The sequence below is a fragment of the Lactobacillus intestinalis genome, from assembly GCF_024397795.1.
Taxonomy (GTDB): domain Bacteria; phylum Bacillota; class Bacilli; order Lactobacillales; family Lactobacillaceae; genus Lactobacillus; species Lactobacillus intestinalis.
Genome location: NZ_CP072983.1, coordinates 536,146 through 559,812 on the forward strand (window position 1 = coordinate 536,146; position 23,667 = coordinate 559,812).

Consider the following 23,667-nt stretch of genomic DNA (forward strand, 5'->3'; position numbering starts at 1 on the left):
CATATATGAAAGGCTAGAGTCTGATGAATAAGTTAACAAGAAAGATGTCTCTTTTTGGTAAGGGACGAAAAGCAGTTGTAAACTTCATAGATATAGATGATGATTTGGCTAATATAGGCACCTCTGGTGAATTAGAAGGTAGTAAGGACTCCGTCATTGATTATGACAGTGCCGCAAAGATCAAGGAATTAGAAGACAAGGGCTATGAACTTGTCGAAAATAATTTTGATCCTGACGGTAAAAAGCCATTATTTAGTGATGAATCAACTACGCCTTATGTAATTAGTTTTCGTCATGGTCATGAAGTAGTAGATGTAAATAATCCAGGTTACGGATTTAATAAAGATGATCTTCAAAAGGTCGGTACACAAACTGTCCATTATAGTGGTGCAGGAAATCGTACGCCTGATGATACAGTAACTCATGTAACATTTGATCATACCATTGTGGTTGATAAAGTTACTAAAGAAATGATCAAGGATGAAGGGTGGCAGCCTGAAAGTCAAAGTCACTTCCTAATTGGTGTGCCCACTTTACCTGGTTTTGTTCCTGATGAGAGTGTAGTGGGGGGAGAATTAGTTACTGCCCGAGATCCTGATCGTGAATACAGTGTTGAATATGATATTAATCGTGATCCGGATGCCGGTGATCAATCTGCAGTAATCAAATTTGTTGATATTACTGATAATAATCATGAAATCGCATCTGAAACTTTAACTGGTAAAGCCAATATGCCAATCAACTATGATCCTGTAAAAAAGGTTAATGAACTAAAGGAAAAGGGTTATGCTTTAGTTAATAATGGCTTTAATGCGGATGATAATATTCAATTCTTTGGTAGTGAAGAAGATTATGTTCCTACTTTTATCATGACAATGAAACATGAACTAATCAAAGTTGATGTTGATCATCCAAATGATAAAGTTAAGAAAAATGAATATTATCAAGAAACTACTTTCGCAGTAGATTTTGAAGGGGCAGGAGATAATACACCAGTCAATGATGTCCAACTAGCAGTTTGGATGCGCTCAATTACAGTCGTGGCTCCAACTGGCGAAGTAATTGAAAATGGTAAGTACACCACTGACTGGACTGTAGATCCTAGTCAATTCCATAATGTAAAAGTACCTGTGATCGCGGGCTATCATACCGAAGTTAAAGAAGTTAGTGCGGAACCGATTACTCGTGAAGACAGAATTGTGAATGTTAATTATGTCCAAAACGGTCGCATTATTCCGGTTGATGAAGATGGTAAAGAAATTGAAGGAGCTAAACAGCCTCGTTTTATTACTTTAAAGAATGATCCAACAAAGGTAATGGCTGATGAAATTGTTCCCGATGTTGACGGCTACACTTGTGATTTGATGACAATCACTCCTCACAATCCTGCAAAAGATGTGCGTGTAACTTACAAGGCTAAGAAGCGCAATGATGTCTTAGTAATCCCTGTTGGTGAAAATAAGAAGCAAGAAAAGAAGAGTACTAAGGTTAAAATGACTAACGAGCCTGCTCCTACTCCTGAAGTAGTGGGTTCAAATGCAATTGAACCTGAAAAGGAAAATTCTAAAGCTCCTGAAAAGTCGGCGGTTTCAAAGCCGGAAACTACCCAACCCGTTGTTGCTAAAGCTAATGAACAGACAGTAGCAAAAACTAGCGAACAGCCTAAGATGGAAACCCAAACTTCAGTAACAGATACAGAAACTAAAACTGATAATGCTAATGAAGTTAAGACTACTGCAGAAGAAGCTCACGATCAAGTTGCCATCATTAACTTTATTGATGTTGATAAAAATGGTGCGCAATTGACTTCATCTGGTCCTTTGGTAGGTAAGCCAGGTGAAAGCATTAACGATTTATACAGTACTGAAATTCCTTTGAAGGCCATCAAAGATGCTGGTTATGAAATTGTATTCAACAATTTTGATCGTGAAGGTGTAGTTCAACGCTTTGATAATAATGATTTAATGACCCAGATTTTCACTATTGGTGTAAGAAAGAAGCAAACAAAGAAACAAAAGAATTCTAATAAGAAGTACGATAAAAAGGACAATAATAAACGTCAAAAGCGTACCTCTCAACGCTCAGATGTTACTTCATCTGCTTCACAGATGAGTGAAAGACAACGTCTATATAACCAAAGAAGTCATTACACTCCTCAATCTGATAGAATTAGACAACAACCTGTTCATCAAGATCGTGGTTCAAATACAGCTGCTATGGTTTTAGGTGTAGCTGCAACTGTAATTAGTTTGATTGGATTGACTGGAAAACGTAAATAGTTGTAAAGAATAAAAGACGGCGAATTAACGGAATGTTTTAACTTAATGACATTGCGAATAAACGTCGTCTTTTTCTATCCATAGGCATAAACAAATGGTAACGATAGTTATTTATCTATGTTATTATTAATACTGTAATATGGTCACAAAGGAAAATGTACACTTTTTAATGAGGCTGATAAAATGATACCAAGATCTAAAAATAAAGAACTAATTCAGAATATAGAAGAAAAACGTGAAAGATATTCTATTAGAAAATTTTCGGCTGGAGCGGCGTCAGTATTGATTGGGATTAGCTTTATGGGAATGGCTAATTCTCAAGTTGTAAAGGCTGACACCAACCCAGCTTCAAACGATAAAAATCATGAAGCGACGGTAAGGAGCGAGTCAACTGACGGCGTTAATACTTCAGATAAAAATGCTACAGTTGTCGTTTCTGTATATAAAAGCAACTCCCAAAATAGTGAGGGGAATAAAGTTGCAAATAATGCACAAGGTGAAAATGATAGTGCACAAACTCCAACTGAAGCTGAAACTAATACACAAACTGAACAAAATAGTTCCACCCAAACCTTTGATGTAAGAGGTGCTGGTTCTCAAGGGATGAGTGAACAAGCTGTTAAGGATCAAAAGATAGCTGATCAGACTTTGAAGCAAAATGCAGAAAATGCTACTCAAAGTAATAGTGATCAAAAAGAATATGACACTCAACCTGATCTTTCTAAGTCAGTTACCAGAACTGTCATTTTGAATGCACCAAAGGGTGGCTCTTACACTGGTAAAAACGGTAATAAGACTAATACAACAACTCAAACCGATACTATTAATTACACTAGAAGTGCTCAACAAGATACGGTTACTAAAAAATGGACTATTACTAGTGAGTGGACTGCCGATCAAAATCACCCAGACGGCAAGTTTGCTAAGCAAGAAATTCAAACTTTCCCAGGTTATAAGCCAACTAGTTCAAATTTAAAAATTGAAGAAGATGAAGGAAAGTTTTATATCCCTGAAACCGACGTTGAAAAGGATGCCGATGGTAATTTAAAGGATAGTCAATATACTGTTGACTTTGATGCTTTACAAGAAATTGCTAAGTTAAATTTCATCGCAAATGACGATAAGAAGACAATTGTAAGCTCACAAGAAATTACTGGTAAAACCGGTGATGAAGTTGCTTTAAGTCTTGATGGTGCAAACGGCTTAACTAAGATTGATGTTCCAAAGAATTGGAAAATTGTTCCAAATATGACTTATCCAACTTCAATCACTATTAGACCTAATGCCAGTGCTAATATTTACGTTGAACATGCGACGACAACTACTCCTGAACAGGTTCAAGTTACTAGAACTATCACAAAGAAGATTCAAGACAAGAGGATTGGAACTGCAACTCAAACTCTTTCCTTTACCCGTAATCAAGTTACCGATCCAGTAACTGGTCAAACTACTTACACCAATTGGAAATCAAATACTGTTGATAATAATAACAATCCAATCAGCCAATATTCTGAAATTGATGTCAGCTACACTGGTTACATCCCTACGACTGATAAAGGTTCAATCATCAATAAAGATGGCAAATACTACTTAGCTGCAGCTAATGCGGAAACTGATTCAACAGGCAAGCCAATTAATACTAATGTGACTGTTTCTTATACTGCTGATCAAAATGTGAAATTCACGCAAGTTGTTAATTATGTGAATGGTACAACTAACGTAGGAACTTATTCAATTTCTGGTAATGCCGGTGAAACTGTAAATGATGTCACTAAACAAATTGAAGATAATGTTCCAACTAATTATGAAATTGTTCCAAATACTAAAGTCATAAGTACAATTACTTTTGGGAATGAAAATCCAGATCCAGTCAATGTTCAAGTTCAACCTCAACAAACCCCAGTTGATCCAAATAAGAATCCCCAAAATCAAATTCGTCAAGTTACTCGTAAGATTACCATTCAAATGCCAGGTCAAGCTGCACAAAATATGGGAACTCAAGGTGTGACTTACTATAGAAATGGTACTAAAGATGATGTTACTGGCACAATTACTTATGGGGAATGGAAGGTAGCAACTAATTCTGAAACCAACAAGCCTTTTGATCAAGTTTGGGCTGCCTACAATTTAACCCAAGCAGGCTACACGCCAACTGCAATTGATCGTGATAGCAATAATGCCGCAGTTGCCTTGACTAATGAAAATGGCAAGGTTGAGTTGCCTCAAGTTAATGTGACTCCAGACACTAAGAGCCAAGATGTTTTAGTTACTTATACTGCTAACAGTCATAAATATGTAATTAATTATATTGATGATACCACTAAGCAAACTGTTGGTAGTCAAACAGTTGAGGGTAAGACTGGTGAAAAGGTTTCCTATACTTTACAATATCCAAATGGCTACAAGTTAGCTAATGTTACTCAAACTCTCCCAGGAGGAACGATCAGCTTTGGTTCAAATGATCCTGCCGCAAGTACAGTTTTAGTAGAAAAAGAGAGCAGTACTAATCCTGATCAAACTTACACTTATACGATCAATTATGCTAATAGTGGTCAAACTGTCGGCAGTCAAAACATCACTGGTAAAGCTGGTCAACAAGTTCAAATTACTTTGAATGTTCCAAATGGCTACAAGCTTATAAATGGTACGCAATATCCAACTAGCTACACTTTCGGCAACCAAAATGCTTCAACCACTGTTCAAGTTGACAAGGACAATCCCACTCCGGTTGATCCAAACCAAGAAGTAAAACAAGTCATTAATTATGTTTATAATGATCAAACTGTTGGCAGCCAAACTTTAACTGGTAAGATGGGCACAACTGAAGATATTGATTGGAAGAATACTGGTAAGGGTGTCGAACCCAAAATTCCTGAGCACTATACGTTGGTAGCTCAAAAGCTTTATGGTCAATTTACCTTCCATGAAAATGCGGATCCAATCATTGCGCAAGTAGAACCTAAAACTACTATAATTGACGGCAGTAAAGAAACTAACAACCGCAATTTCTATCGAGATATCACCCAAACTATTAACTACAACTATCCAAATCAAAAGACAGATCCAGTAGTTTCTCATAGAATCTTCGTGAGAAATGGTAGTCGTAACGATGTAACTGGTGAAGTAACTTACACTGACTGGGTAACTTCTGGTGGTGACTTCATCGCTCGTCCAGTTCAAAACATTCCTGGCTACACTGTTCAAGTAACTAACGGTGATGGGCAAGTGGTTCAACTTGTTAACGGCCAAATTCCAGCTCAAACTGTTAATGCTGATAGTCCTGATACCACCTACAACATTGACTACACCGCGCAAACTTTGAGCTTCAAGATTAACTACGTCAACCAAGCTAATAACCAAGTTGTTCAATCTTATACAATTTCTGGTAAACCTGATGAAACTGTTCAAATCGACGCTCCAATTCCTGAAAACTGGCAAGTCGTTTCTGGGCAAAAGATTCCAGCTGGTTCTTACAAGTTTGGTAACCAAGCTCCAAGCGATATGAATGTGTTGATCCAGCCACAAACAATCAGTGGGAATCAAGAAGGTCAACAAAATAATCCTGATCTTTATCAAAAAGTCACCGAAACTGTAAATATTACTGGTCCAAATGGTGAAACTCAATCTAGAGATCAAAGTTTAGCATTTTACAGAAGTCAAACTTTTGATCCATCAACTAATAAGTGGAACTATAGTGAATGGCAATCTAACATGTCAAACAAGGCAACAACTTTCAGCCCAGTAAGTTTCACTAATCTTGATGGTTACACCTTTAAGGTAGAAACCAACGATGATAGAACTATCACCCCAGTAATCAACGGTAACACTGCTTCTATCGAAAATGTTTCTGGATTGGTAAATGGTACACCTGCTAACGTGACTATCAATGTTACTTATGTAAATAAGGACACGGGTAAACCCGATAATCCTCAAGCTGACTACACTTACACCATCAACTATATGAATGGTAGTGAAAATGTTGGTACTCAAGAAGTAACGGGTAAGGCTGGTCAACAAGTTCAAATCACTTTGAATGTTCCAAATGGCTATAAACTTGCCAACGGCGCGCAATATCCAGCTAGCTATACCTTCGGAAATCAAAATGCTTCAACTACAGTTCAAGTTGTAAAGAATGACAGTACTAACCCCGTTAACCCTAATAATCCTGATGCAACTTACACCATGCCAGTTCAATATTTGAATGCGGCAGACAACAACGCTCAAGTTGGTAGCTACACAATTTCTGGGAAAGCTGGTCAAACCATTAATGTAACTGAAGACATTAAGAAGAATATTCCTGCAAATTACGAAATTGTTTCCGGTTCTTCAGTTCCAACTACGATCACTTTTGGTAATTCTAACTTGGCCCCAGCCTTAATTTATGTTCAACCAAAAGTAGAGAATGTAACCGATGACCCAACTTTGAAGAATCAAACTCAGAAGACTATTAGTCGTCAAATTATCTATAAGTTCCCAGGTCAAGCAGATCAAACTACTGATCAATCCGTTACCTTTAAGCGTTTAGCTTATAAGAATGCAGTAACAGGTGTAATTACTTATGGTGATTGGAGTAATAACGGAACTTATACCTTTAATGCAGTTCAGCTTAAAGAACAAAATAGCTTTAAACCTGATATTTCTGAGATTCCAGCGTGGACAGTAACTGCTGAAGGTCAAAATGATACTAAACCTGTGGTTGTAACCTTTACTTCAACTAATCCTGATCATCCAGTGGATCCAAATGCGACCTACACATACACTATTAACTACATGAACAATGGTCAAACTATTGATAGCCAAAAGGTAACTGGTAAGACTGCCCAAACAGTTCAAATTACTTTGAATGTGCCTGAAAAGTATCAACTTGTAGGTGGTCAACAACTTCCAAGTAGTGTAACTTTTGGTAATCAAGATAGCTCCACTGATGTTCAAATTGAACCTAAGATTACTACAGTTAACGGTTTAGAAACTAAGAACCCTGATTTATATCGTGTAATTACCCGTACTATTCAGATTAATTATCCAAATGCAAATCAACCAGCAACTGTAACATTAATGGCCTTTGATGCAGAACCTGCAAATAGTACTTCAAGTTATACTAATACTCAATCTATTACAGTTTACAGAACTCAAACTACTAATGAAGTAACAGGTCAAAAAACTTACACGCCATGGCAATCAAATTCTATAGATTCAAATGGTAAAGTAGTAACCAGTTTTGAAGCCATTGCTCTTCCACAAATTACAGGTTACAAAGCTGAAATTGATGGCAAAGAAGTAACAGAAATCCCAGCAGTTTCTGTCTTCGATAAGGATGGTAATCCAATTAGTAATTCTAATATTACTGTTGTCGCAAACTATGTTGCAGATGGCACTCAGCCAACTAATCCAGATGGAACTCATTCAATGGTAATTGAATACATCAATGCTCAAGATAATAAGCAAGTGGGCAGCTTCACGGTTAGTGGCAAGTCTGGTCAAACCATTCAACTTACTGCAGATATTAATAAGAATATCCCTGAAAACTATGAAATTGTTCCAAGTAGCAACGTGATTTCTGAAGTAACCTTTGGCAACACTGATTCAACTCCTGCTTTGATTTATGTTCAAGCCAAGCAAGTTAATGTAACTGATGATCCAAGTTTGAAAGAACAAACTGAAAAGACTGTCAGTCGACAAATTGTCTACAAGTTCCCAGGTCAAGCTGATCAAATTACCGATCAATCAATTACTTTCAAGCGTTTGGCTTATAAGAATGCTGTAACGGGTCAGATCACTTATGGCGATTGGAGCAATAACGGAACATATACCTTTAACGCAATTCAGCTTAAAGAACAAAATGGCTTTAAGCCTAATATTTCTGAAATTCCAGCGTGGATAGTAACTGCTGAAGGTCAAAATGATACTAATCCTGTAGTTGTAACTTATACTTCAACTACACCGGTTAACCCAGATAATCCTGATCAAACCTACACTTATACCATTAACTACATGAATAATGGTCAAAATGTGGGCAGCCAAAACATCACCGGTAAAGCAGGTCAACAAGTTCAAATTACTTTGGATGTACCAAATGGTTACAAGCTTACAAATGGAGCACAAGTTCCAACCAGTTATACTTTTGGTAATCAAAATGCTTCAACTGATGTTCAAGTTGAAAAGGATAACACAACCCCTGTTGATCCAAACCAAGAAGTTAAGCAAGTTATCAATTATGTTTATAATGGTCAAACTGTTGGAACTCAAACTTTAACTGGTAAAATTGGCACAACTAAAGATATTGACTGGATGAACACTGGCAACGGTATTAAGCCAAATATTCCTGAATACTATACTTTGACTAAGCAAGAAACTACTGGTCAATTTACCTTTGTGGAAAACGCTAAGCCAATCATTGCGCAAGTAACACCAAAGATCACGGTAATTGACGGCAGTAAAGAAACCAACAACCGCGACTTCTATCGCGACATCACCCAAACCATTAACTACAACTATCCAAATCAAAAGACAGATCCAGTAATTTCTCACAGAATCTTCGTGAGAAACGGTAATCTTAATGAAGTTACTGGTGAAATATCTTACACTAAGTGGGTAACTGCCGGAGGCGACTTTATCGCTCGTCCAGTTCAAAACATCCCTGGCTACACTGTTCAAGTAACTAATGGTAACGGGCAAGTAGTTCAACTAGTTAATGGTCAAATTCCAGCTGAAGCAGTCAACGAAAACAGCGCCAACACTGTTTACAACGTCAACTACACTGCGCAAACTTTGAGTTTCAAGATTAACTATATCAACCAAGCTAATAATCAAGTTGTTCAATCCTACACCATTTCAGGTAAGCCTGATCAAACTGTAACGATCAACGCCCCAATTCCAGAGAACTGGCAAGTAGTTGCTGGCCAAACTGTACCAAAGGAAGGTGACTACAAGTTTGGTAATGTTGCTCCAAGTGACATGAATGTTTTAATTGAGCCTCAAACTATCAGCGGTAACCAACAAGGAAACCAAGATAATCCTGATCTTTACAGAACCGTAAATGAAGTGATTAACATTACTGGACCTAATGGTGACACTCAAACTAGAACGCAGAACTTGGCCTTCTACAGAAGCAAGACTTTTGATCCATCAACTGGTAATTGGAAGTATGGTGAATGGCAATCTAACATGTCTAATAAAGCTACTACTTTCAGCCCAGTAAGCTTTACTAACTTAGACGGCTACACCTTTAAGGTTGAAACTAGTGATGGTAGAACAATTACTCCAGTAATCAACGGCAATACTGCTTCTATCGAAAATGTTTCTGGACTTGTAAAGGGTAGTCCTACAAATGTAACTATCAATGTTGCTTACATTAATAAGGATACGGGTAAGCCTGATAATCCAGAATCAACCTACACTTATACCATTAACTACATGAACAATGGTCAAAATGTGGGGATGCAAAACGTCACTGGTAAGTCAGGTCAAGCCGTTCAAATCACCTTGAACGTACCAAAGGGCTACAAGCTTGCAAATGGAGCACAAGTTCTAACCAGCTACACCTTTGGCAACCAAAATGCTTCAACTAATGTCCAAGTTGTTCAAGATAATGGTCAAACTCCAAATCCAGACCAAACCTACACTTACACCATCAACTATCTTGATAATGGTCAGAATGTCGGCACTCAAAACGTTACTGGTAAGTCAGGGCAAACCGTTCAAATCACTTTGAGTCTTCCAAATGGCTATCAACTTGCAAATGGTACCAGTTATCCAACCACTTATACTTTTGGCACTCAAAATGGTTCTACAAATGTTAATGTAACTAAGAAGAGTACCAATCCAGATAATCCAGATCAAACTTACACTTATACCATTAACTATGTTGATAATGGTCAAAATGTTGGTACTCAAAACGTCACTGGTAAGTCAGGTCAAACAGTTCAAATTACTTTGAATGTACCAAATGGCTACAAGGTAAACGGACAATACCCAACTACTTATACTTTTGGCACTCAAAATGCTTCAACTACGGTTAATGTTGTTAAAGACACTACTCCAGATAATCCTGGTCAAACCATTAACGGTCTTGATCATAAGGATGATCCAAGTCTTTACCGTAAAGTTACTCAAACTATTACGGTAACTTATCCAAATAAACAACCTCAATCTACAACTAATAGTTTGATTTTCTATAGAACTAAGACGACTAAGGATGGTCAAACTACTTATAGCAAGTGGACTTCAAATAGTGGAACAGCTGATCAATTAGTTTATGACTTTAAGGAACAAAAGGTTACTCAACTTTCTGGTTACACAGTCAATGTTCAAAAAGATGGAAAGGCTCTTGAATTAGTAACTAAAGATGGTGCAAGTTACATACCTAGCCAAGCCGCTTTGAACGCAAATGGTGAGCCAGAAAACCAAACCATTACCATTACTTACGCTCCCGAAAACTTAAGTGTGAAGATCAATTATGTTGATAATAATGATCACAGCAAGGTAATTGCTACTCAAACTATTTCTGGTAAGACAGGTGAACAAGTTCCAGTTAACTTAGAAGTACCAAAGAACTGGCAAGTTGTTCCAAACACTTCAGTTCCAACTAGCATCACGATTACTCCTGATGCCAAGGATAGAACGGTTTATATTGAACACAAACTCGTTACAGTTGATGGACGTAATGATCAATCTAACGGTAATCTTTATCAAAAGGTAACTAGAACGATTGTCATGAATTATCCAAATCAAAAAGCTGGTGAAGCTACCAGCACACTTGAGTTCTATAGAATTCAAACTACTGATGAAGTCACTGGTAAAGTGACTTACACTGATTGGACTTCTAACAGCGTAAATGCTGACAAACAAGTTATTAACGAATATCCAGAACAAAATGTAAGTTTGGATGGATATACTGCAACAAGTAGCGATGTTCGATTAATTACCAAAGATGGTAAGCAATATGTTCCTGCTACTCAAGTGGCTCGTAACAACGAAAATGTTCCAATTTCTAATACCATCGTTGTTAACTATGTCGGCAATGAACAAACTGTTGAGATTAATTATGTAAATGGAAATAATTTGATTAAGACCCAGAAGTTGAGTGGTCGGACAGGACAAACTGTAGCTGTTCCACTTGAACTTCCAGATGGATATGAAATTGCAGCTAATGTAAATTATCCAACTCAAATTACTTTTGGTGCTAATACTGAAAAGACTTTAACTATTCAAGTAACGCCAATTCCAAGTGGCCAACAAAAACAAACTATCAACTATGTTGATCCAAGTGGTCAAGTGGTGGGTAGCCAATACGTAATTGGTACAATTGGTCAAACAGTTGATGTTAAGGCAAGTTTACCAATTAACTGGAAACTTGCTGATGGTGCTAGCGTTCCAAGTCAAGTTACTATTCAAAATACTGATACTCCAATTTCAGTGAAGGTAGTTTCTGAAACTGTTACAATTGATCCTTCTAAGCCTGTAACTCCCGGTACACCAATCAATTCAAGTGGACAAACTTATCCAGCAGGTTTGACGGCAAATGATTTGAATAAGACGGTTACTAGAACTGTGAATATCGTTTCACCAGATGGTAAGACAACGACGATAGTTCAAAAAGTTGAGTTTAGTAGGGATGCAACTTTATCAATTGCTACCGGTCAAATTACTTACGGTGACTGGAAGGCTCAAGGAAATAAAGTCTTTAATGCAATTTCGGTTCCTGTGATTGATAGCTATAAGGCAAGTGGCAACGTCGATGAAGTTGAGCCAAGTGCTGATTACGGTAATCAAACTTTAACAATCACTTACACCAAAGTTACTGGTCAACAAACTGATAGTAATAAATACACTCCAAATGTTGTAAATAATGGTTCTGTAAGTGTTGATGTTAACGGTGATTTGAAGCCAGAGGATGTCATTAGTAATAAGGATAGTTTGCCAAAGGGTACAACTATTGAATGGAGTAATCCAGATCAAGTTGCTCAAGATTTGAAGAAGGCAGGCACTTATAAAGATGTTGGTGTCAAGATCACTTATCCAGATAAATCAACGACTACAACTAAAGTCACAATTACTGTTCAAGATAAGCAAAGCAGTACTTATACCCAACAGATTATCTTTGTAAATCAAAAGGATAATAAAGAGATTAAGTCTTACACCTTTGAAGGAAAGCTGACTGATGGACATGCTGTTTTGAGTGTAGATAAATTGAAACAAGCAATTGAAATCTTATTTGGTGATATTACTAGTGATGCTCAATACAAGAATGCCAAAATTGTCGAGAGCAGTTTGCCAACTAAAGATATTGATATTACTGGACCAACTACGAAACCAATTACAATTTTGGTTAATGTAGAGGGCACAAGTGATAATGGAACCAATAGCGGCAATAATAGTAATACTGGTGATAATACGAATACAGGTGACAACACTAACCCTGTAAATCCAGATAATCCAAATCCAGTAAATCCTGACAATAATAATTCAGGAAATAACAGCAATAACTCAAATAATAGCAATACCAATAACGATCAAAACAATAACGGTAATGCTAATAATTCAAACAATAATCAAAGTAGTAATACCAACAATTCTACTAATGAAAACAAGCCAAATAACGGTAATAACTCATCTAACATAGATGATAATTCTGGTGATAATGGCGATGATTATGATGATAACGATACTGATGACAGCCATGAAATCACACCAAAGCGTCATAAGTTACATACTTCATCAAATAGTCACGCCACTACTGGAAATTCTGGTATGACTGTTGCTCATGCCAACAATGCTCGTTGGCTTGCAAGTCATGGTTATGTTGTAGCTGTTGGCCCTCATGGAGAAGTTTTAAACTACTACAAGGCAAGCAATGGCAAAGGCAGAATTGTTACTATTGCACCACATGGCGAAAATGAGTTAGCTAATTCTTCAAATTCAGCAGTTCGGAGCGCCGGTTTAGCTGGGGTTAAGAACGCAAATGAAACTAATGGAAATAGTCGAAACGGTAAATTGCCACAAACTGGTGAAAAAGATGAATCCGCATTGATTGGCTTAGGTTTGATTGCAGGAGCAGGTTTACTTGGTCTTGCAGGCGACAGAAAGCGCAAGCGTGATTAATCTTAAAATTTGATACAATAAAAGCTCTATTCGCAATGAATAGGGCTTTTTGTATTTGAAATTATGTGCTTTATTGATCCATAGACTTATTCTAAAAAATCCGCTAGAACGAAAAGTTCTAACGGATTTTTGTTAATCTTTAATAAATTTAACGGCGGTTCCGTAAGCAACAATAGATTGCATATCGTTGGCAATAGAACCTGAGTCAAAACGCATCATGACTACGGCGTCGGCGCCTTTTTCGCTAGCGGCATCACGCAAACGCTCGATTGCCTCATTACGTGAGGTGTGAAGCATCTTAGTATATGCCTTGATTTCGCCACCGACAATGCTCTTGAGTCCTGCACCAATATCAGAAATCATGTTGCGAGATTGAGTGGTTACGCCAAAAACCTCACTGATAATTTCGTACTTTTTACCAGGGATATTTTCAGTTGTAGTTACAATTATGTCTGTCATCTTGATCATTCCTTTTTGATCGTATTTTACAGAAAAATATTACTTCCTGCAATCATTATGATAAGTTTCATGACAAGATACGATAATCATAGTATGATAGTAGCAGTAGAATAAGAGAGGGAAAATCGATGAAGAAAAATAAATTATTTGCAGTTTTAGCTGCAGCAACTTTATTAGTGGGAACAGGGAGCACAGTTTTGCCAAATAATAATGCAGTTGCCCAAGCTGCTACCAAGAAAAAGACTAGTGCCAAAAAGGTAGCTCCACTTAAAAGATATCTGGTTACTTTTAAGAGAAAGCCTAAAACTTACTATCAAGCCGTAGAAGTTAAGAGTAACGGTCAAACTTACCAAAAGATTGTGAAGTACAAGAACAAGAATCTTAAGTTTAAGAAGGGCTCAAAGACGAGTGTTTTCTTCTCTTTAACTGTAAATTCAGGTGCTAAGTACTACTTCTTAGGTACCCTTACTTCTAAGACTGGTAAGACGCACAGTGTTTATGTTTCATCTAAAGACTTGAGTATTAAGAATCGTAAGAAGATTCCTAATTATGGTAAAAAGGCTACAGCTCAAAAGCCACAAAACCAACAAGTTACAGTAAATATCCCTAAGTACACTAAGGTTTGGAAGGGTACTATTAATAAGGATACTGATCAAATTGTAACTATTCAAAATAATAACGGGACTTCTACAATTGCTCAATATAAGGATGCCAATGGTAATCCTGTAACTTGGAACAAGGGTAAGGAAGTAACTATTTACGCTACTGAAGATTTGCAAGCCACCGACAAACAAGATCCTTCAAAGAAACAAACTATTAAAACTTATATGATTCTTGTTCCAAATGGTGACAAGAACCAAGTCTTGTTTATTCCAACTGACTATGTTGACTTAGAAGATAAGAATGCACAAGTTTCAACAATGGCTCAATTCAACACTGACTATGAAGCTTACCAAAAAAATGTTCAAAATATAATTGATCAAGCTAAGGCTGATGCTCAAAAGCAAGCCCAAGCTGCTAAAAAGAAGACCACCAAGAAGTCTACTAAGAAAACTAGTAAAAAGACTAGCAAGAAGAAGGTAACTAAGAAGACTTCAAAGAAAAAGGTTAAGAAATCAAAGGAGACGGCTAAAAAGGTAGCTACAAAATAAGAAATAAGGATTAAGCAACGAAATTGCTTAATCCTATTTTTGTTTTAGACGATAAGTTAATTAGGAAGGGGTCATGTGATTATGAAGGGAAGAAAACAAGGACATTCTATATTTGGATAGTAGGACTACATAATGCTGTAGTGCTACTACTTGGTCTTGATACTTTTTTACTTATTTTACTTCATTGCTTGGGCTAAATGAGTTAGCAGTTTGCGTTTGATTGTCTGCAGATGCTTGCGCGTGACGTTGCATTCTGTGGCTAAAGCCGTGATCGTGCGCCGACCAATTAAATGCTCAAAGAAAATAGTCTTCTCTAGTTCTGTCATCTTTTCGACTTCGAATTCTAGCCAAACCAAGTTATCCCAGCTGATCTTCTCAGCGACCTCCATCGCATCATCGAAGTTAACATTGCGCTCTTTATTACGCATCAGTTTGCGCAGTTCATCGGTGATTTTCCAAACAATCTTGTTAAAAGCAAGCTTATCGATTTCGCTGCGTTCCTTATCCTTGTATATTTCTAGGAGATGAGCATACACTAAGACGCCTTCTTGAAAGTAGTCTTCATAATTGCTAGAGCTGGGATACACGTGCGCATACTTGAGCGCGCCGCAAATTAGCTTCTTATTGTTAAATGCTGTTAAAAAATTTTCTTGTGATATTCTCATTTCTTAAGTTCCTTTTGAAAAATGTCACAAGCGCTTGTGCAGAAAGTATATTAGCAAGAAATCAAAAATATACGAAATTAAAATTTAACAGGCTCGATTATTGATTTAACAACATTTATCAAAGGTGAACAAAGTTAGAAAGCTTACAATAATCGCACGGATGAGGGGTGGATTTTTTCTAAAAAAGTGTAAAAAAATAAAGCTAGTCAATTCTTTAGCTTTTTAAAGAAATTTGATATTGAGAAATGCCCAATCCATGCAAATGTTGAGTTCGTAGTTCACACGGCTGAGCCAAGCAGAAAATGTCTGCTCGATTACGTCGCTTAAGGTTGCAACAAAGTTGATGTCTTTGTCGTGGTGAATTAAATGGTCCTCGTTGTTGACTAAGGATAACTTCAGACGTTCGTGATGAGTGTGGGCGTGAAGATGATCAAGTAGACTGTCGTGGACAGACTTGTATAAGTAAAGGCCATGATTGAGAAGTGTAGGAAGCTGCTGGTGGCAATCATCGAGCTCGAATTCATATTTAAACCCATTGATTGCCAGCGTAGTAAAGACACTAACGGTTGAATTAAGCATATGGTAATCCTTCATATGATGCAAGGCAAGCAAGTGAAAACGCCGGGTGGTTGTTCCGCGCGTAGTGAAGTAGAGACCATAACCGACAATAATTGAATTGAAGTGATTGAAATCTAGTCGTCGGCTGGCTTCCTTTTGGGCGAAGTAGCTGGGATAGATGCCTTTGCGAATCAAACTTTCAACTAAAGCCGCTGAAGATTGAGTTGAAAAGACAATTCCGAGTGCTACATCAAAGATGCAAGAAAGATACTTTCCCTTAATGGGATCTTCGAAGAAGTTGTAAACACATAAGGTATTCTTGTTGATCTCGTAATTCTTCATGTAGGTGATATGCTTTTGCATTTCTGGATTATCGATTTCGCGGACGATCTTGTCTTTAGTCCAGTAGAAATGTTCCTTATCTGTTGGTAAATTCATGATATCATCAGTTTTTTTATGGTTAGTCATTTAGAAAATTCCCTCCTTTAGTTATTAATTATGATGGTATAAACTAACAATTATAATATAAGCATATAGTATTAAATAGCTATAATACTTTATCAGCTTTGGAAGAAAAAAGCAACAAAAAAGTTCGAAAAAGTCAAAAATAATTTGATAGTGATTCAGTTACTCAAATATAGAAGAAACGTGCTATCATTAAAGTAAAGAAAACAAAAGTACAAGGGATTTCCGTCAAATTAGGCGGGAATCTTTTGTACTTTTTAATGATAGATTGCTTATTTTACAGAAAGTGATAAGTTAGGGTGGAAGAGTAAATATAAAGGACTAATTAACATATATATCAAATAATTGTATACAAAAAATATCGAAAAAAGTTGAAAAGCAACAACTGTTATTTTATTATAATATTGATATTGATAAACTGATATGGCGGAGGGATTAAGAATGAGTTCTAAGAGAAATAGTGATTTGGAAAAGAATTTAGCTGATGAAAAGCAACGCTTCGGCATTAGAAAATTTAGTGTTGGAGTTGCAAGTGTATTGCTTGGAACATCATTGATGTTTGGAGCTGGGAGTCAAATAGCACATGCGGATACAAATAGTGATGGTAACGGTAGTGGGGATGCAAATTCTACTGATACCAGTGCAAGTGATGTACAGAGGCATAATGAGCAAGCTACTTCTAACAACTATACTACTCAAAGTGAAATAAATAAAACTTCTAACGATAAGAGTAGTACAGGGGATAAAAAAGCTACTCCTGAGAATAAATCTACCTTAACTCAAGAAATTAATAATAAGAAGACTGAATCATTAGAAAAGAAGGCACCATCTGTTGGTTCTACCACAACGGATAGTAAAGAAGAGTCAAAGACTCCATTAGAAAATAAGACTGATAAATCTAAAGTTGAAAAAACAACTCCACCAGAAGTTAAATCCGAGTCGCACGAAGATTTAACTTCTGATAAGAAGGGTACTAAAACTCAAGAGATTCAAACTCAAACTCTCAAATTAGCTAGTGCAACTCCACTTTCAGCTAAAGCTTTAACTGAAAGTAAAGCGCAAAACCAAGATACAGTTACTGCTAATGTTAATTTGATTGATGATGATACAAACTTTGGTACTGGAGACACTATTACTACTAAGACATATACTTTAAACTCTGGAGCTACTGTAACGGATCTTATTAATCAAATAAAGAAGGATCTAGATTCAGTTACTGAAGATTATTATGGACCTGATCCAAAACTTGACAGTACTGCTGGTGGCCGCCCTGCCTACACGCCAGTAGCAACAGGAACCTATAAGCATGCTCCTATTGCTACCTTGGATGATAAGACACGACTCTTTAATTTGGATCCAAGTACATTAAAAGATAAACCAACATTAGCGGGTTATACAATAACTACTGATAATAATGATAATCTTCATGCTGCAATAACGAATAACGCCACTTACAATATTAATTTAATTCATAGAATGTCAGTATTGCAGGATAAATACTTTTATAAAGCATATACTCGTCAAATAACTTATAAAATGTATGGTTTAGATGATCAATCTATTGCTCCCACAACCGTTACTCAATATGCCGTTGCACAAGCTCAAAACGGTAAAAATTACAATAGAATTAATCCAGCTACTAATCATAATGAGGTTAATATTGCAGACGTAGTTTATAGTTGGGATATGGCTACAGGAGCACAAAATAATCTAACGACATTTTCTATTAATTGGCGTGGACTTATCCTTGTTTTTGATGGACAAAAGAGTCCAGTCGCTACTGATGGATCAGAATATTCTCAACTAGCAGGGTGGGTTCCTGATAAAGATGTTGATCCTACTGGTAATAGTCAAAGAACAGGATATTCTCTCTGGCAAAATGCTCCAGGGTTGTTTTACAAAAATAAACATGTTGATGCAGTTCAAGATGAGACTGTTACTTACTACCACAATCAACCAGTAGATCTTTCATTTGAAGATATTTCAACCGTAGCTCCTCAAGATTTAAGTGGGAACAACTATGAAGCAAGCAATGAGTTAACTTATGATAATACTGCTTCTAACCAATATGATGTATATGGCGCATTAAATAAAGACGGCAAGAACTTAAGTGACGTAATCAAGAGTATTGAAGATAAGGGTTACAAGCTTGTTTCAATTACTAACGATGACGATGCTTCTCAAAAAGATTTAAAAGACAACAGTCAAATCAACTTAACCTATGACAAAGATGGTGTTTGGAAGAATGATCAACTAGTTCACAAAGCTTACACTATCAAGTTTGTTCATGATGTAAAACCTACAACTGAGACGACCTCAGTAAGCCGTAACATTCACTACGTGGCTGATGAAGGCAATAGCAAGTATGAAGTATTGAAGGACCCAGATACTCAAACTGTTAACTTTGAACGTACTGCTTATATTGACCAAGTTACTAAGCAAGAAGTTATTAAGAATGCAGATGGTACTTACAGTGAATTGCCCGCTGACTTCAAGAAGGTTTGGAAAGCTGTTGGAACTGATACCTTTGCTCAAATTCAAAAAGATAGATTTAACAAGGATGAAGGTAAGGTTACTGGTGTTTGGATAATTGAACGTGCTAACTACGATGATCCAGAAGGAACTCAGTTGAAGAGCAATTTTGCTCCAGAAGTTGCTAATGTTAGTGCTCAAAAGTACAACGACATTTACCTTGTTTACAATAAGGCTACAGCTGGGTATAACATTCACTATATTGATGTTAGTGATTCAAATAAGACCAGCAACTTTGATCCAAATGATGGTAATGAATTCCTTTCTCATGAAGTGAAAGACGTGCATGGGGATGTAGGTGACACTCCAAACGCTACAAGCAAGCTATGGGGCGAACATAATGATTCAGATTCAGGATATGGCGATTTAGGATATGTTGCCGTTGGTTTATCTACAAATGCGGAAGATGGTAAACTTGCTAACCAAGAACTTGTTGAGGATGTTCAAGATCAATACGTTTACTTGAAGCATAAGGCCGTAGAAATCACTTCAAAGACACCAAATCCACCAAAGAATTCAAGTGTTGATCCTCAAGATTTAAGTAAGAGCGCAGATCGTATTATTCACTACGTAACTGAAAAGGATAAGACACCATTACTTGACGACACTACTCAAAAGATTACTTTTGAAGGTACTGCTTATGTAGATGTAGTAAACGGTAAGAATGTACAGACTGTAGAAGGCACTGATGCTATTACTGGTCAAAAGGTATTAATTGCTCTTACTACTCCTGGTACTATTACTTGGACTGCAACTGCTGGCGATGGTTCGACCGTTGATAACAATAAGGGAAGTTTCAATCAAGTCACTAAACCTGTAATTACTGATGGTAAGGTTGCAGGTACTTGGACAGTAACTGACGGAACTGCTAATAATGCTAAGCAAGATGGAACTGACCTTGATCCAGCAAGCAAGAACTTTGATCCACACCGTGAAGTAACTTTGGAATACACCAAGGACGTTAATGCTGACATCATTTACATTGATGACACTGATAACAAAGTTTTAATTCCAACTGCTAACGACACTGATGAACACGGTAAGCCTGGTCAAGATGTTCACTTTGCTCAAGATCCACAAAAGACTATTGCGGACTTTGAAAATCAAGGCTACGTTTTAGTTCGTGATGACTTTGGAAATGGTCAAAAGTACGGCGATACTGACAGTCACTACGAAATTCACTTTGTTCATGGCGTAGATAAGAACGTTGAACATAAGTCATCTGTTAGAATCATTCATTATGTAACTGACGATGGCGACCAAGTACTTCTTGATCCAACTACTCAGGATAAGGTAAGCTTCGCTAAGACTACTTACACTGATAGAATTACCCATAAGACAGTTGGCCTTAAGGAAGTTAAGGATGCAAATGGCAATACTGTTCAAGTTTCTGATAATACTGACACTACCCCAGCTTGGGTAGTGGATGGCAAGGATAGTTTTGACCAAGTAACTAAGCCAGTGATTACTGATGGTAAGCTTGCTGGTAAGTGGCTTGTAACTGAAGCTACTGCTAATAACGCACCTGAATTCAAGGTTCCAGATCCAAGCGATCCAAACTTTAAAGAAGTTTACGATGTAACTCTTAAGTATGTTCAAAATGTAAATGCTGATATTACTTATTGGGACATTACTTATGGGATGAATCGTAAGATTAAACTTGGTGATACTGATCCTGCAAGTGATGATAAAGGTAGAACTGGTGAATTAATCCACTTTAATAATAATGAAAAGCGTATTTCAGATCTTGAAAATGAAGGATATGTCTTTGTAGATACTGACTATCATAATGGTGATAAGTATGGCAAAGAAGATAGTCATTTCAATGTATATTTAAGACACGCAGTTAAGGACATTACACCAAACACTCCAGTCGAGGACGTGCCAAAAGATCCAGATGGTAATCCAACTATTGATCCGAAGAGTTTACATAAGGAATTTACTCGCACTATTACCTTTGTTGCAAATAACGATGCCAAGAGTCCTTTGAAGGATAGCATCCCCCAAAAGGTTGAGTTTGATGGTCATATTTATGTAGATATGGTAACTGGTCAAACCACCACTCCAGAGACTGTTAAGGATGCAAATGGTAAAACGACGCAAGTTGCAACTACTAAAGCTGGTAATATTGAATGGAACCATGACACTCAAACTATGGATGAAGTAGTTCAGAAGTACATTACTTTGAACAAGGGCGACAAGTACGCAACTTCTGATGATATGGTTGGTACTTGGCACTGGATTAGCGGTGTAGCTAACGAAATCACTCTGAAGCCAACTTCAGATAATCCTGAGGATCTTGAATTAGTTTACGAAAAGAACAAAGGTGAAAGTGGTCCATCAACTGATTATGACTTACCAAATGTTGACGTTAAAGAGGAAACCAAGACCTTCACTAGAACTGTTGTCTACCGTGGTACTAAGGATGGCGGTGTTCATTTTGAAAGTGTTAACGGTTCTCCAGATGGCAAGAACATTTACAAGCAAACTGTAACCTTTACTAGAAATATTTTAAGGGCCACTGACAAAGATGGGAAGGTAACGATTCTTGAAACCACTCCATGGACTGCTAAAGACGATACTTTAAGCGAAGTTGTTTCTAAGACACCTAGTGCAGTGGGCTATGAAGTAGTTGACATTGAAAAGGTTGATGCTCATAAGATTGATCCAGATAAGGATCCTGAAAACTTGGGTGAAACTATCGTAACTTACAGCATGAAGCCAAAGCATGAAACAGGCCCATCAACTGATTATGACTTACCAAATGTTGACGTTAAAGAGGAAACCAAGACCTTCACTAGAACCGTTGTCTACCGCGGAACTAAGGATGGTGGTCAAACCTATGAAGACGTAAATGGTTCACCAGACGGGAAGAACACTTACAAGCAAACTGTAACCTTTACTAGAAATATTTTCTCAACTACTGACAAGGATGGTAAGGTAATAATTCTTGAAACTACTCCATGGAAGACTCAAGATTCGATGGGACAAGTAGATTCTAAGAAACCAAGTGACGTTGGTTACGACAAGGTAGATATTGAATCAGTTTCTGCCATAACAGTAGATCCAAATTCTGACAAGACAGATTTAGGAACTACCGTTGTAACTTACACAATTTCTTCAGTAACTCCACCAGTAGAGAACACTTACCACGTAACAGTTCACTATGTTGATGAAGACGGCAATGTCATTAAAGATCCTGTTAAGGATCCAGCTGACTTCAAGAACGGTGAATCTTACGATGAAAACAGTAAGAAAGATTCTACTATCGAACATGACGGCAAGACTTACGAATTCACTCGCGTCAAGGAAGGCGATTCTCCTGCTGGTACTATCCAAGGTAAGGATGTTGACGTTACTTACGTTTACAAATTGAAGAAGAACCCTGTTACCCCAGTGGTTCCTCCTGTTGAGGAAACTTACCACGTAACAGTTCACTATGTTGACGAAGAAGGTAATGTTATCAAAGATCCTGTTAAGGATCCGGCTGACTTCAAGAATGGCGAATCTTACGACGAAAACAACAGAAAAGATTCTACTATCAAACATGATGGTAAGACTTACGAATTTACTAGAGTAAAAGAAGGCGACGTCCCAGCTGGTACTATCCAAGGTAAGGATGTTGACGTTACTTACGTTTACAAGTTGAAGGAAACCCCAGTAACTCCACCATCAGAAAATACTTACAATGTAACTGTAAACTTTGTAGATGAACATGGTAATGTTTTGCAAGATCCACGTCATAGTTCAGATCATAAGAATGGCACTGACTACAATGAAAGTGATCATCCAACAACGATTACTAAGGGTGGCAAGACTTACACTTACATTCGTGTAGAAGATGATAAGCCAACTGGAACTATTAATGGTAGGGATGTTGTAATTACTTATGTTTACAAGGAAGTTGAAACTCCAACAGAGCCAACTAATCCTTCAACACCAAGTGAACCAACTGCCCCAACAGAGCCAACTAATCCAACACAGCCATCTACTCCAAGTGAACCTTCAACACCAACTACTCCGTCTGAACCTGATACTCCATCAACTCCAGATGAAACTCCCGATGAACCAGCAACTCCATCTAAGCCAGCCAAGAAGACTAACTTTGATAACGATGTAGCTCCATCCCACGAAAGTTACACTGACACTAATAAGGCTAAGTTTGAAAATGTAAATGCTAAGAAGAAGTCTACTTCAACTAATGCAGCCTTGGCTGAAGATACAATTGCGGCTCACAAGACTCCTAAATACCGCAGAAGTGCAGTTCCACAATCAGACAGAATTTTGCCACAAACCGGCCAAAAGAAGACTTCTGAATCTGCAATTGTTGGTTTAGCCGCTCTTGCCTTATCAGGGATCATTAGTTTGGCAATTGATCGCAAGAAGAAGAACTAAAGCTAAATAGTTTAGAATGAAGAAGATGACGAAAGTCACCTTCTTTGTTTTTACTAATTTTTT

The 23,667-nt window shown here is 37.3% G+C and carries 7 protein-coding genes; 4 read left to right on the plus strand and 3 right to left on the minus strand.

Features of this window, described 5'->3' with window-relative positions; all coding sequences use genetic code 11:
- Positions 1–23 precede the first annotated feature (23 nt).
- A complete protein-coding gene (locus tag KBW87_RS02455) occupies positions 24–2,279 on the plus strand; it encodes a mucin-binding protein (RefSeq protein WP_057809817.1) in 2,256 nt (751 codons plus the stop codon).
- A 183-nt stretch (positions 2,280–2,462) separates the two neighbouring features.
- Positions 2,463–13,379 carry a mucin-binding protein gene (locus KBW87_RS02460; protein WP_057809819.1) on the plus strand — a complete coding sequence of 3,639 codons (10,917 nt, stop codon included), beginning with the start codon at positions 2,463–2,465 and terminating at the stop codon, positions 13,377–13,379.
- A 132-nt stretch (positions 13,380–13,511) separates the two neighbouring features.
- On the opposite strand, the gene KBW87_RS02465 is transcribed toward KBW87_RS02460, so the two are convergent.
- Positions 13,512–13,838: a heavy metal-binding domain-containing protein gene (locus KBW87_RS02465; protein ID WP_057809821.1), complete on the minus strand. Its 327-nt coding sequence runs from the start codon at positions 13,836–13,838 to the stop codon at positions 13,512–13,514.
- 128 nt (positions 13,839–13,966) lie between these two features.
- On the opposite strand from KBW87_RS02465, the gene KBW87_RS02470 reads away from it, so the two are divergent.
- Positions 13,967–14,989 (plus strand): hypothetical protein, encoded by a 1,023-nt coding sequence (locus KBW87_RS02470; protein WP_057809823.1) that lies wholly within the window; start codon positions 13,967–13,969, stop codon positions 14,987–14,989.
- Between the two features lie 176 nt (positions 14,990–15,165).
- On the opposite strand, the gene KBW87_RS02475 is transcribed toward KBW87_RS02470, so the two are convergent.
- Both KBW87_RS02475 and KBW87_RS02480 read right to left on the minus strand, forming a co-directional pair.
- Positions 15,166–15,654 carry a sigma-70 RNA polymerase sigma factor region 4 domain-containing protein gene (locus tag KBW87_RS02475; RefSeq protein ID WP_057809825.1) on the minus strand — a complete coding sequence of 163 codons (489 nt, stop codon included), beginning with the start codon at positions 15,652–15,654 and terminating at the stop codon, positions 15,166–15,168.
- A 222-nt stretch (positions 15,655–15,876) separates the two neighbouring features.
- Positions 15,877–16,680 carry a hypothetical protein gene (locus KBW87_RS02480; protein WP_057809826.1) on the minus strand — a complete coding sequence of 268 codons (804 nt, stop codon included), beginning with the start codon at positions 16,678–16,680 and terminating at the stop codon, positions 15,877–15,879.
- 438 nt (positions 16,681–17,118) lie between these two features.
- Between KBW87_RS02480 and KBW87_RS02485 the strand changes: the two genes are divergently transcribed.
- Positions 17,119–23,604 carry a mucin-binding protein gene (locus KBW87_RS02485; RefSeq protein WP_057809828.1) on the plus strand — a complete coding sequence of 2,162 codons (6,486 nt, stop codon included), beginning with the start codon at positions 17,119–17,121 and terminating at the stop codon, positions 23,602–23,604.
- Positions 23,605–23,667 lie beyond the last annotated feature (63 nt).